At 45.6% G+C, this 13,971-nt stretch carries 8 protein-coding genes and 1 tRNA gene; 1 reads left to right on the forward strand and 8 read right to left on the reverse strand.

Going from position 1 to position 13,971, the window contains the following annotated elements; all coding sequences use genetic code 11:
- The first annotated feature begins 206 nt into the window (after positions 1-206).
- A complete protein-coding gene (locus AAFP14_RS20280; RefSeq protein ID WP_341734013.1) occupies positions 207-1,688 on the forward strand; it encodes a tetratricopeptide repeat-containing S1 family peptidase in 1,482 nt (493 codons plus the stop codon).
- A gap of 120 nt (positions 1,689-1,808) precedes the next feature.
- Here the strand turns inward: AAFP14_RS20280 and AAFP14_RS20285 are convergent, their stop codons facing one another.
- The 8 genes from AAFP14_RS20285 to AAFP14_RS20320 all read right to left on the reverse strand — a co-directional run bounded on the left by AAFP14_RS20285 (position 1,809) and on the right by AAFP14_RS20320 (position 13,539).
- Positions 1,809-3,539, reverse strand: coding sequence for a chemotaxis protein CheB (locus tag AAFP14_RS20285; RefSeq protein WP_341734014.1), 1,731 nt, complete (start codon positions 3,537-3,539; stop codon positions 1,809-1,811).
- Positions 3,540-3,870: 331 nt separating this feature from the next.
- On the reverse strand, positions 3,871-5,091 hold the full coding sequence (locus tag AAFP14_RS20290; RefSeq protein WP_341734015.1) for an ABC transporter permease: 1,221 nt from the start codon (positions 5,089-5,091) through the stop codon (positions 3,871-3,873).
- 115 nt (positions 5,092-5,206) lie between these two features.
- Positions 5,207-6,424, reverse strand: a complete 1,218-nt coding sequence (locus AAFP14_RS20295) for an ABC transporter permease (RefSeq protein WP_341734016.1) — start codon at positions 6,422-6,424, stop codon at positions 5,207-5,209.
- 465 nt (positions 6,425-6,889) lie between these two features.
- A complete protein-coding gene (locus AAFP14_RS20300) occupies positions 6,890-8,743 on the reverse strand; it encodes an efflux RND transporter periplasmic adaptor subunit (RefSeq protein WP_341734017.1) in 1,854 nt (617 codons plus the stop codon).
- 311 nt (positions 8,744-9,054) lie between these two features.
- Positions 9,055-10,134 carry a class II fructose-bisphosphate aldolase gene (gene fba / locus AAFP14_RS20305; protein ID WP_341734018.1) on the reverse strand — a complete coding sequence of 360 codons (1,080 nt, stop codon included), beginning with the start codon at positions 10,132-10,134 and terminating at the stop codon, positions 9,055-9,057.
- 194 nt (positions 10,135-10,328) lie between these two features.
- A tRNA-Lys gene (locus AAFP14_RS20310) sits at positions 10,329-10,400 on the reverse strand.
- A 67-nt stretch (positions 10,401-10,467) separates the two neighbouring features.
- Positions 10,468-11,337 carry an aldose epimerase family protein gene (locus AAFP14_RS20315; protein WP_472851072.1) on the reverse strand — a complete coding sequence of 290 codons (870 nt, stop codon included), beginning with the start codon at positions 11,335-11,337 and terminating at the stop codon, positions 10,468-10,470.
- Between the two features lie 123 nt (positions 11,338-11,460).
- A complete protein-coding gene (locus AAFP14_RS20320; RefSeq protein WP_341734020.1) occupies positions 11,461-13,539 on the reverse strand; it encodes a CapA family protein in 2,079 nt (692 codons plus the stop codon).
- Between the last annotated feature and the right edge of the window lie 432 nt (positions 13,540-13,971).

Here is a 13,971-nt window from a genome sequence, read left to right on the forward strand (position 1 = left end):
CAACTTGAGTGAAGGCGCAAATTAGGTGGCAACCACATAATAAATTATCACGAATTTGTCCTCTAATGTACGAAATGTAAGGAATGTACGGAATGTCAGAAAAAGGGCGATCGCCTGAAAAATTTCGAGTAGATTGATTTTTCCGACAAGGGATTTTCATCTATACTATTTGGAGTATAAAAAATCTTAGTCTTCAGCAATCATCTATGAATAGGGGTTATTCGCGGTTTGATTCCCTCGCCAGCATCCTAGCAGGAACAGTAACGGTAGCAGGAATAGTCGTCTTTCCAGCAGCACCAGTTTTCGCAAAAACTCCCCAAGAAATTGCGAAACTAGCTGAATCTGTCACTGTTCAGATTAATGGAACAGATAGTCGTAGCGGGACTGGATTTATTATTGCCAAACAAGGGACGACTTACACGGTTTTGACAGCTAAACACGTTGTTCCAAATAGTCAAGTTACCTATAAAATTCGCACTTATACGGGAAAAGAACATCAAGTAACTCGTGTGATGCCATTACAAAAAACCGATCGGGAACTGGATTTAGCCGTCGTAACATTTAACAGCACAGAAACTTATCGAGTTGTAACTTTAGGCGATTCTGTACAAGCCGAGAGCGGTACACAAATTTTTGTGATTGGCTATCCAAATAATAGATCGAGAAATCAGCAGAATCCTGAGTTTACACAGGGTTTTGTTACCAGTCGTTCTCCGAGTCACAAGCGCGGTTATACCTTGCGTTATACTGCAATAACTCAAAAAGGAATGAGTGGAGGGCCTGTATTTGATGGGGAAGGGCGTGTAGTTGGGATTCATGGAGAAGGGGAACTAGATTTTTCTACAAATGATACAGGAACATCTGTAGATTCAATCTCCAAAACAGGATTTAATTCTGCAATTCCTATTAGCACTTTTCTAGCTAAATTATCGGAAGCAGGTTTAAATCGATCGGCTCTTTTGATAAATACTTCTCCAACTGCTAATGCACCTCTAAAACTGAACAATCCGCAAGATGCTAAGACTTATTACGTTCGCGGTTTAACTCGGTTTGACAAGGGAGATTTGTCAGGTGCTGTTGCCGATTTCAACCAAGCAATTCAAACTCAATCCGATTATTCAGAAGCTTATTTTTATCGGGCACTGGCTTATTTTGATTTGAGACAAATGCCCAAAAGTATCGCTGATTATAGCAAGGCGATCGCCCTTAATGCCAGTTATGTTGACGCTTACTACAATCGGGGGCTGGTGTTGTCGGCGATGGGAGATAAACCAGGGGCGATCGCCGATTATACTCAAGTCATCCGCTTGGATCGAAACTTTGCCGCAGCTTACAACAATCGAGGATTAGCGCTTTCAGAATTAGGCGATCAAAAAGGGGCGATCGACGATTTCAATCAAGCGCTCCAAATTAATCCCGGTCGTGCTAACACCTATTTTAACAGGGGATTGGCGCTATTTCGCATCAATAACGATCGCTCGGCCTTAGCTGATTACACCCAAGCAATTCAACTAAATCCCAACTATGCCAAGGCTTTTGCTAACCGAGGAATTACCTTGTTGAGAATGGGAGACAGACAAGGGGCGATCGCAGATTTGCAGCAAGCGGCTCGTTTATTTAAGGTTCAAGGAATGAATGCAGATGCTCAAAAAGCATTAGAGTTGATTAGTCAAATGCAAAGACAATAAACTGTATGATATCATCGACCATAATATTGCCATTAATCCTGTAGGGGCGGGTTCCACCAACAATAATTGCCCAAAACACACAATATCGCAAACCCGCCCCCACCCCACAAAAAACCTTTCCTAAGCCTTTAAGAAATTTTGAACAACATAGTTGCCAACATTTCTGCCAGAACTTAAACCATCCACGTTAGCAGTCATGAAATGGATGCCTCCGTAAAGGCGACTTATACCCGATTCATCAGCAGCTTGAGCAAAGTTGTCAAAAGTTCGCAAACTGTTAACAGTTTTATCTCCTTTATCCGCAAACCCAAAATCCGAACCAAATACAGAGTTCATAACAGGCTCTGCCGCACCGCTAAAGGTACTGTGACCCGACGTGTACTCAGGGAAGGGCGGAGTTACCAGCAGCGGAGTCCACTGGGGGTCGGCTATGGTGTTAGGATTATTGTCTTTGTCAGCTTCGCGGATGGCCGTGACCGGCCGCCACAGCTTGTACTGGTACTTGGCATCCCACGAACTAATAGCTGCATCAGCTTGGGCAATATTTAGCAGGGCGAACAAGCGGGCGGCATCTTCCAGGGACTTACCCGTCAGGGCAGATGCGTCTTGGGCGATTTGGTTCCAGTGGCCCGGAGGCGTAAAAGTACCTGCACCGTTAGCCCAAAATTTGGCAATCGCTGTTTGGTCTGGGGTCCGCGTGAGACTGTCAATTTTGCCGATTTCTTTGACGTAGTTCAGTTCCTCTCCGTACTTGGCACTGTCGAGGGCGGGAGGGCCGGCAGGACGGAATTGGGAACCGCTAGTCATCGCAAAGGGAGTCACATCTGGCCACTGTGGCAGCAAGGCGGAAGCCAAAGCGGGGGGAGTCGGAACCCAAGTTCCGAGCTCATTGGTGGGTGTGTATGCCACTACTTTGGTGGCACCGTCTGTACTCCGCCAACTAATCATGTCGTCGGCCACCTTTTCTCCCAGGGCGATGCCGTCGTCTTTGGATTTGCCGTCGGCAATTTTGGCTAGAGACGATGCGTAGGCTTCATTGAATTTGACTGCTTGGGCTGGGTAAAGGCTGACTAACACGCGGTGGGCGGCCGTGGCGGTGGCGGCTTCTTCTGATGCACCCTCTGGTGCATCTATTTGCACGCGGTAAGGGCTATATTTTTTACTGATGGAGTTAACAGCGTCGTAAATGGCTCCGTGAACCATTGCCATGTTCCGGGAGGCCAAGGGAGGTGCTGTGCTGGCTGTCCGCACGGCATCGAGGGTGGTGGCATTCCAGTCTGTGACAGCGTTTCCTGAGATGTGAGTTGTGAAGTTGTTGGGGTTGATGCTGCTACTGTTGACTCCTGGCAATACTGCTAAATACTCTCCCGTAAGTTTGTCTTGAATTATGGTGCTGTTGCTGTTAGCATCGGAGCCTTGCTGGATGTTTAAATCTTCAAAGGTGAGGCCGTTTAGCAAGCGAATTTTGTCATTGCCGTTACCGAAATCGCTGATGTAATCTGCTGTGGCTAAGGTTGTGCCTCCACTACCTTTGGCAATGGCAAATATATCATCGCCTTCCCCACCGGTGATGGTATCGCTGTCTACACCACCGTAAATGATATCGTTGCCGGAGTTACCAACAATTAGGTCGCGACCTTTGCCTCCCCAGAGGATATCGTCGTCTGCACCGCCAAAAATGCTATCGTTTCCTTGGTCGCCACAGATTTTGTCTTTGCCTCCATCCCCTTGGAGAAAGTCATCTCCACTATTGGCATAAATTATGTCGTTGCCATCGAGGGCACTAATTGTATCTGATGCGGATGTTCCTTCCAGATAGTCAAATTTGGGATTTCCAGTAAGAGATGCCATATCTATTTATTGGATATTTTGATTCCATCGCCAAGATAGTTATTGTCTTTAGTAGATGCCCAGGTTGGTTTGTTGCTGGTTTCAGCTTACGATATTTTATCGAATATAAGTAGCACAGCAATGAGAACTTTATGGAATCTTTACTATTTAAGGGATTTTTTATGAAGTTTTGAGGCATGACGGAGCGTAGTAATACTGTCTTCAAAAGTTCCTCAATTTCTGCTATTTTTATTCAATTTTTACAATTAAACACTTATTTTAATATTTAGATATAAATATTTTGGGGAAGCATCAAAGTAGTCAATTATATCACTAAGTAATTAAATACTTATTAAGCGCTTCTCAAGGCGGCGATCGCGTCTAGTTTGGCAGCTTGGCGGGCTGGGACAACGCCGAAGAAGAGGCCGACAGCACCGGAGACGCTGACTGCAAGGGCGATCGCCACGGGGGATATTCCAGCTTGTAGGGGTGTGAAATTAGCGATGAGTAAAATGCCGCTGACACCAACCAAAGTGCCGACTAGGCCTCCGGCGGCAGATAAAATTACAGCTTCGATAATAAATTGAAATAAGATATCTTGTTGGGATGCTCCGATCGCCTTTCTGAGTCCAATTTCCTGAGTACGTTCGCTCACCGACACCAGCATAATGTTCATAATCCCAATTCCACCAACTAACAAAGAAATGCTAGCAACGGCAGTTAACATAATTGTCAACGCCCCAGAAATTGCCCCCATTCTTGCCATTAAATCTTTCTGATTTCTGACAGTAAAATCATCTTCTATGGTAGTTTTATGTCGCAATCTCAGCAGGTTTTCTACCTGAAATTGAGCCGCGTCCATTTTCGATTCATCTTTAATAGAAATATATATAGATGTCACAGCTAAACCGTAGGGAGATTTTCGCCCGACAATGCGGTTTGCCATTGTGGCGATCGGTACTACGGCTGAATTGTCATAATTAGTACCAAAAGATGTGCCTTTTGGTGCTAATACTCCAATTATTTTCATACTGACATTTTTAATCCGCACTTGTTGGTCCAGAGGATTAGTATTACCAAAGAGTTTCTCTGCTAATTCTGAACCAAGAACCACAACTTGGTTGTTTTCTTTGACATCAATATCTGTTAAAAACCGCCCCTTTGCCATTTCAAAGTTTCGGACTTGCAAAAATTCGGGAATTGTGCCAAAAATCAAAGACGAAACATTTTTGTTGCTGTAGCGAACGATTTCGGAACTGTTAAGTTCTGCGGAAACGCCTTGAACCGAGGGGACTTGAGAGGCGATCGCATGAGCATCTTCTACTATCAGCGTCTGAGGTGCATTGCTAATTGCATTACGCCTAGCATTGGGTACTCCCGGCCTCACAATTAATACGTTAGTACCGAGGGATTGAACTTGTCCTGCGACATATTTTTGAGCTCCTTCTCCCACTCCAATCATCGCAATTACTGAGGCGTTACCCACAATCATCCCAATCATGGTTAAACTGCTGCGGGTTTTATTCGCTACTAGAGTTTGACCGGCCATCTTGACGCTTTCAATAAAATTCATAATTTGGGAATGGGGAATTGGGCATCGGGTATCGGGAATTGGGAATTGAAACCAACAAATGACTAATAACTAATGACTAATAACTAATGACTAATAACTAATGACTAATGACTTCTTAAGCACTTCTGAGTGCAACAATTGGGTCTAGTTTGGCAGCTTGTTTTGCGGGTACGATGCCGAAAAATAAACCAATGCTACCGGAAACACCGACTGCAAGGGCGATCGCCATTGGAGAAACACTAGCTTGCAAAGGAGTAAAAGCAGATACCAAAAGCACGCCACCAATACCAAATCCAGTGCCGATCGCCCCACCTGCCGCCGATAAAATCACCGATTCAATCATAAACTGAATTAAGATATCTTGCTCCGATGCTCCGATCGCCTTTCTGAGTCCAATTTCCTTAGTCCGCTCAGTCACAGAAACCAGCATAATATTCATAATCCCGATCCCACCGACCAACAGCGAAATGGCCGCCACAAAAGCCAACATCAAAGTTAAAGCCGCTGTAATACTACCCAAAGTATTCATCAAATCTTTCTGATTTCTGACAGTAAAATCATCCTCCTTAGTAATTTTGTGACGCAATCTCAGCAGGTTTTCTATTTGAAATTGCGCCGCTTGCATCATACTTTCATCTTTGATAGAAACCGAAATAAATGTTACTTTTGTACCGTAGGGAGATGAGCGGCCTACGATCCGATTTGCCATTGTTGTCAGCGGCAAATAAACATTCATATCTTGATTATCACCAAAGCTAGAACCCTTAGCCTGCATCACTCCAATCACTTGAAAAGTCGAATTTTTGATGCGAATATATTGACCAATTGGCGGTGTATTACCAAACAATTGTTCGGCGGCTTCTGAACCTAAAGCTACTACATTTTCTTGTCTGGCTAAATCTAGTTTATTTAAAAAACGACCTTGGGCAACATCAAAGCTTCTAACTGTCAGAAACTCTGGAGTAGTTCCTACCACAGAAGACGAAACATTTTTGTTACGATAGGTAACAAGTTGACTATCATTGAGAGTTGGTGCAACTTCTTCGACAGAAGGAACTTGAGAGGCGATCGCCTCTGAATCTTCCAACACCAAAGTCTGAGGTGGAATCACGGGGCGACTTTGTGCTTCGGGACTTCCGGGAATAATAAATAGCAAGTTGGAACCCAGAGAGTTAACTTGTCCCTCGATAAAGGTTTGAGCTCCTTCGCCAATGCCAATCATAGAAATTACGGAAGCATTACCGATGATAATTCCTAACATCGTCAAGCTACTGCGAAGTTTGTTTGCCATCAAAGTTGTGACAGCCATTTTGACGCTTTCAACAATATCCATAGTTTTTAGTCATTAGTCATTAGTTATTAGTCATTAGTCATTAGTTATTGGTCATTAGTCATTAGTTATTAGTTATTGGTCATTAGTCATTAGTTATTGGTCATTAGTCATTAGTTATTGGTTATTAGTCATTAGTCATTAGTCATTAGTCATTAGTTATTGGTTATTAGTCATTAGTTATTGGTCATTAGTCATTAGTTATTGGTCATTAGTTATTGGTCATTAGTCATTAGTTATTGGTCATTAGTCATTAGTTATTGGTCATTAGTCATTAGTTATTGGTCATTAGTCATTAGTTATTGGTCATTAGTCATTAGTTATTGGTTATTAGTCATTAGTTATTGGTTATTAGTTATATCATGTCCGCGTCAATTTAAAGCCGTCCTAGAAGGACGGGGCTTTAGACCCAGTTTTTTGGTAAACCCGCCCTGCCACAGCTAATGACTAATGACTAATGACTAATGACTATTTCTGATTCTTGATAATATCCTCCAACTTCTTACCTTGAGGCAGTTCTGTGAACACCCGATCGCCAGCCTTCGCACCCTCCAAAATCTGAATCTTATTACCGATGGTTGAACCGATGGTAACTGGGTGAAACTTAGGCTGCTGTTTTTCATCTGGAATCAACACACCTGTTTGACCTTTATTCGTCACAATTGCCACCGTCGGCACAACTAAAGCATTGCTCAACTTTTGACCCACAAATCTCAAATCTACATTCATCCCCGACTGCAACAAATCTTTGCCCGTATCTATGGCTACTCGGACTTGAAATAACGTCACATCCCGTTCTTTGACAGCTTCTGGGGCAATTAATTTAACGCCGCCTTTAAACACTTTATCTGGATAAGCATCTGCCACTATTTCCACTACTTGACCCGGTTTAATTTGACTAATATCGGCTTCCGGGACTTTCGCCAAGACTTCCACATCTCTTGCTAAAGCCACAATCGATGTCGAAGTTGCTGAAGTAGCTTCAGATGCCGAAGTTGCCGGAGTCACAAAAGCTCCTTGGATGGCGTACCTTTGGGTAATTATTCCTGGAAAGGGAGCGCGAACTTTGGTATCTTCTAACTGCACTTCTTGATAACGGACTTGAGCTTGAGCTTCTGCTAAGTCAGCTTTAGCTTGTGCTATTTCTTCCGGGCGAGAGCCGTTTACTTGTACTGCTAATTGGCTTTTTGCTTCGGCAACTGCTGCTTGGGCTTTGGCTATTTCTTCTGGACGATTGCCGTTTTCTAACTGTGTTAATTTGCTTTTGGCTTCAGCAACTTCTGCTTCGGCTTTGGCTATGGCTTCCGATCGCGTCCCGTTTTTCAATTGGTTTAATCCTTGCTGCTCGACTTCAACAGCAGCTTGCAGTTGCTGGATTTGGGACAGCCGATTTTCTTGCAGTTGTTGCAGCCGTCTTTGGGATTCTGTTACTTTAGCTTGGGCAGTCCGATTTTCTTTAATTAATTCATCCAATTTATCTTGAGCCAGAGCACCTTCTTTGACTAATGACCTATTGCGTTCGACACGTTGAGCTGTTAGTTCGGCTTGGGCTTTACTGGATTCAATTTGGGTTTGTGCTTGGGCAATTTCTTGTTTTAAACTACCAGTTTGAGCGTCGGCTAAACGAGCTTGAGCTTGGGCTAATCTCGCTCGCCCTTGGCTGACTTCTTCGACTCGATTACCGGCTCGTAGTTGCTGCAAGCCGGCTTGACTTTGTTGCAAGCGGGCTCTGGCTCCTGCGACTTCTTCCACCCGACTGCCGGCTTGGAGTTGAGCGAGACTGGCTTCGGCTTGAGCTAGGCGGGCTTCGGCACTGGCGATGTCTTCCGAGCGATTCCCGGCCTCGATTTTGGCAAGTTTGGCTCGAATGCTAGTTTCCCTGGCTTTGGCTTGTTGGAGTTGGGCTTCGATGTCGCGACTTTCCATGCGGGCAATAATTTGTCCTGCTTCGACGGAATCGCCCTGTTCGACAAATAATTCTGCAATCCGCCCGGAGCCTTTCGGGCTGAGATTCACGCGCTGTACAGGCTGCACCGTGCCACTAGATGTGATCCGCACGGTGAGGTTTTGCGATTCCACAGGCACTGTCAGGGTGGCGATCGCATCTACTTTGGGCTGGGATTTACTCTTTACTATATAGATGGTGGTCGGTACAGCTATCAACCCTGCGGCCAGCAGCCCGATCGCCCACCGTTTCGATTTGGGCGCGGGTTTTTTGGGGGACTGCTTTTGAGCGGTTTTGGTATCTGCAATCTGGGTATCTGCCGTCTTGGTGTCTTCCACTTGGACTTGAGCAGTTTCCTTTTTAGGGCTAACGATCATACCGAGTCACCTAATTTAATCTCAGGATTACCTTTAAGGTAAAGTTTTTGTTAATGTTTGGCATCGTCTTTGAGACTCATCCGATCGGGTGATTTCAAAAAAGTTCCCGAATCAACATCTATTAAGAATTATATAGCCTATTTGACGTTTTTGAACCCAGCGAGGTAAAATTATCTACCCTGAACCCTACCTAGGGGCAAAATAAGTTATTCAAAAAATCAAGACACAAACAAAAACCGGGTAACTCCAAAGCTACCCGGAAATACCAAATTTAGGATTCAGACAAATCTAAAATCTAAACCTTAAAATTCTTAAACAGTTACAGCTTTCTTAGCAGTAGAGCTCAATTCGCCCTTAGCATATTTAGCTGCAAAATCATCCAAAGATACTTGCTTGATGTTTGTACCGTGGCCAGCACAGCCAAAAGATTGATAGCGATCGCTACAAACTTTTTGCATATACTTGATCGATGGCTTCAGGAAGTGACGGGGGTCGAACTCATCGGGCTTGGCAAACAAAGCTTCGCGCACCGCCGCGGTAATCGCCAAACGGTTGTCAGTATCGATATTGATCTTGCGAACGCCGCACTTAATGCCCTTTTGGATTTCTTCGACGGGTACGCCGTAGGTTTCGCGGATTTTGCCACCGTTGTTGTTGATAATTTCCAGCAATTCTTGGGGCACAGAAGAAGAACCGTGCATTACCAAGTGAGTATTTGGTAAGCGGCGGTGAATTTCTTCAATGCGGCTGATTGCCAAAATTTCGCCAGTGGGCTTGCGAGTAAACTTGTAAGCGCCGTGAGAAGTGCCGATCGCCACTGCTAAAGCATCAACGCCGGTTTGCTCAACGAAATCAACTGCTTGTTCAGGATCTGTCAACAATTGATCGTGAGACAGAGCGCCTTCAAAGCCGTGGCCGTCTTCTGCTTCGCCCATCCCGGTTTCCAGAGAGCCCAAGCAACCCAGTTCACCTTCGACGCTAACGCCGATGGAATGAGCAACATTGACAACATCGCGAGTAACTTGAACGTTGTACTCGTAGCTAGCAGGAGTTTTAGCATCTGCTTCCAAAGAACCGTCCATCATCACGCTGGTGAAACCTTGGCGCATGGCAGAATAGCAAGTACCGGGGGCATTGCCGTGGTCTTGGTGCATGGAAATGGGGATGTGAGGATAGGTTTCAACTGCGGCCAAAATCAAGTGGCGCAGGAAGTTTTCCCCAGCGTAGGAGCGAGCGCCGCGAGAAGCTTGCAGGATCACGGGGCTGTTGGTTTCGTCAGCAGCACGCATGATGGCTTGGATTTGCTCCATGTTATTGACGTTGTAAGCCGGTAGGCCGTAACCATTTTCAGCCGCGTGGTCGAGCAGCAGTCGCATAGGTACTAGCGCCATAGATATTCCTCCTAATTATTTGTGGTTTCTGGCCAGTGAATTTGGGACAAGTTCAATTCTTAGGACAATCTTAAGACAATTTGCTACCGATCGCGCAGGATGTTTCCAGATTCCATTGAAAATTCTACCTACTAAAACATTGAGTTCTGAGTGTTATACTCAGAACTCAATATTTCTTGTTTGATGTTGACTTATGGGTCGCCCGGGATTTGAACCCGAGACCAATCGGTTAAAAGCCGAATGCTCTACCGCTGAGCTAGCGACCCGCGTAACCATTGTTACCGCGCACATTTACTAATAGTAGCACCCATCATTTTAAATAGCAAGTCTTTTTTACAAAAAAGTTGCCGTCATCCGCACCAACATCTCGCAAGTCGCGCCGGGGGGCAAATACATCAAGTGTTCGCCTGTGTTTAGGGCATTCCGAGGAGCAGTCCAAGGTTCCAAACAGTAAAAATCCTTGCCTTTGAGCATCCAGAACACCAACTTGCCATAGCTAGAGCTGTAACTAAGGGTGAGGCGCAAATCGCGAGCCGAGTCAGTGACAGTAGCAGCTAGGCCAGTGAGTTCATCAAAGGAAACATCTATTTCATCCAGGTTGGGGTCAAAAACTCCGGTGAAATAACCCTTGGAGTGAGTGTTCTGATCTCTGTACTGCATCCCCGGAATTTCAAAGCGGAGCTGGGATTTGTCCTCTGCTAAAAAGTAAGGGTGTAAGCCGCTAGAAAAGGGCATCGGTTCCTCTGACAGATTGGTGTATCGCTGAAAAATTTCCAAAGCATTGCCTTTAATCTGATAAGTAAAGGCTAGTTGGAAATCAAAGGGATAAACAGCCAGAGTCTTGTCGCTACTTTCGAGCATCAGGGTAACAGCGGCGCAACCCTCCGTCACCATTTCCTCTACCGTCCAAGGTAAATCGCGAGCAAAGCCGTGCTGTTTGAGTTGCCACTGCACTCCCTTGTGTGTGTAGGTATTGTCTGGGAGATTGCCACAGATGGGAAACAGAATCGGCACTCCGCCTCGGACAGTCAAATCGGGATTAGTGAAGCGTTCGGTGTCTAAGTATAAGATTTCTTTGCCTTCAACCAGCCAGCTAGTGGCAATACCGCCTCGTTCCGGCACAACTTCGAGAGTGGAGTTAGCGGTTTCGTCAGAGAGGACGTAGGTTTTGTACTGCTTTTGCTTGAGCGCGATCGCAAACACATTTGTCATCGGTAGTAGGTCATGGATCATTGGTTGTCAGTCAATTTGTGGTTAGTAGTTAGTCGCCCATTTGTTGCTACCCCTTGGACTCTGATTTCTTCCCCTGGTAGTCCTCCCTGCTGGTTAACCGATCTTTGGAGATAGGGGAGGCAAGGCGATCGGCTTGTAGTCGCTGGAGGTTTTTTTAGCTGGGAGCAGGGCTGTGGGAGTCGGTGGTTTGACCGCGAGTTTGAAGGATACAGACTGAGTTGGCGGAAGATAACTTTGGGGACTGCTTCCGGTTGGCGAACTTGGAGATGGCGGGGAAATGAACGGTTCTTTGATGAATGGCTCTTTGGTAAATGGATCTGATTCCCCACTAGGTTTTTGACGTTCACCTCGGTAGATGCGGGGTGGCAAATCTTTACTCGGAGGCGGACTTGACTCCACAGCCGGAAAATTTCCGTTGTCAAAAAATGACGAATTTTCCTGCTGTTTGGGTGCCACGGGCAAAGTGGGCAAACTACGATTTGGTTTGATTTGTCCTGGCTGGGGTTGGCTACTTTCACCTCCTAGGGAAGGGGCATCTGGCTGGGATTTTTGTGTACGGTTCTTAATCACTCCTGGTAATTGAGAATTCGGATTTTTTTGGTCTGGTACTCCCGAAAATGGGGCTTCTAGAACTACTTGCGATCGCATCGGTCGATCGAAAATACTCGAAATCTGCTCGACGTGCTTGAGGATGCGATCGCCCGCTGCTCCTGTAACCACCTTCGGCTGAAACTTTTTTACCTCCACAGGCAGAAACTCTACTTTCATGTTTCTGTCTTTGAGCGATACTTTCAGCACTGCTGTGTCGTAATCGCTACGAGCATTGCCCCCAAAGATAAAATTTCCCAGGGAGTAAACTATCGGTCTGCCTTTGTAAACTTCCGCACCTTGCAGAACATGGGGGTGGTGTCCTACCACCAAATCAGCTCCTTGGTCGATGGTGAACCGAGCCAAATCTATCTGCCAATCCCCTGGATAATCTGCCAATTCTACTCCCCAGTGATAATTCACAATAATCCAGTCTACCTGACCCCTGAGAGCTCGAATATCCTCCGCCACACGGTTATTGCGGCGTGGGTTAGTTCCGGCTTTCCCCAAGTCGGCAGCATGGAGGTCAGAATCGTAGTAACCAAGGTAAGCTATCCGCTGACCCTTAACTTCAATAATATCTGGACGCCTTGCTTCTTTAATATTTTTGCCTGCTCCCAGATGCTGAATTCCCGCATTATTTAGAGTATTTATAGTTTCCACCAGTCCAGGTTCTTGGTAGTCCATAGCGTGGTTATTTGCTAGATTGACGATATCCACTCCGCCTGCTGTTAATACTTTGACCAGTTCTGGATCGGCTTGAAAATTTAATTGTTTTTTATTTTTACCCAAGCTAGAGCGAGTCAGGGGATTTTCTAGGTTCACCATCGCCACATCTGCTTTGCGATATTCTTCCATATTTGCGAAGGCCCAATCGTAGCCTCGGTCTGCCACTTTGGAAAAGGCATCTAATAGATTTACATTCCCGCCGAACATCAGGGTAACAGTAGGGTCATAAGGATTGGCAACTCGATCGAGCTTTACTACTGGTAATGTTTCTAAGGCTCCTTGCACGGTGTTCCCGCGCTTGGGAGGAGGACCGGACATTACAGCCATTTTTTGGTATGCAGAGGTGGGCGGGTCTAACCGCATCACCAGAGCTTCTTGGTATGTCACCCAACAACCTAATATAAATGAAGCCAGTGATGAACCGACTAGCAGTAGAGAACGATAGCTTTTAAATTTAACCCAATCGACTACCAATAGGGAACGGAAACGTCGCCGTCGCCGATTTGCTGGAGTGACTATGCGTACTGATTGTTTCCAGAGAATTTCTGGTTCTCCTGCTAAACGCGCGTGAATTCTCACGCCTTCTACTGCTGGCGAGTTAAGTCTCCACAGTTGGTGACAAATGAATTTGACTAAACCTTCTCGCAAAGTGCTCCCCAGTAGTGTGGCATCTGAAGCAAAGTCGCGCTGAAATTCTACCAAGATTTGCACGCATCCGGCCTGAGCCTCTTCGACGCGGGCATAAATCCCTTCAGGTCGCAGCAAACTGTCTATCCAATAATTAAGCGCTTGAAAGTTTCCCGATCGCGCTAGCTCCAGAATAGACGGCTGCGACCAATTTTCTGCATATACCATCAATTAGCCTCCTTAACACGCTTCACTCGCGCTGACTTCAATTTTGTTTTAACGGAACCGCAATTTTCTTAGCTTAACCGCCACAGGTTCCGCTGCCCGCTTTGAAGCTAGTTATTGGCCGCCACCATTTTCTACATTTAGTTACCCACTGCTGTCAGTGACTTCCATCACAATTGGCTAATTTTAATCATCACCAAAGGTCATGAGTGGTACAATTTGCGGAAAAATGGATAGGCGATCGAAATTTTTTTTGCAGAGTCTGTTTTTATTATCCTTGTTTGAGTGCCGTTTTGGCCCTCAATCTGGACATACTTAGACCCAACAGTCAGTTGGCCAGTGCCAGCAAACCGGGCTACTCCAACGGGGTTTGCTGGCAAGGGCGAGAGGATGTTTGGCAGTAACAGGGTGGTTCGATCGCTCGCCCTCATACAG

This window comes from Microcoleus sp. EPA2 (assembly GCA_020882975.1).
Classification (GTDB): Bacteria; Cyanobacteriota; Cyanobacteriia; order Cyanobacteriales; family Microcoleaceae; genus Microcoleus.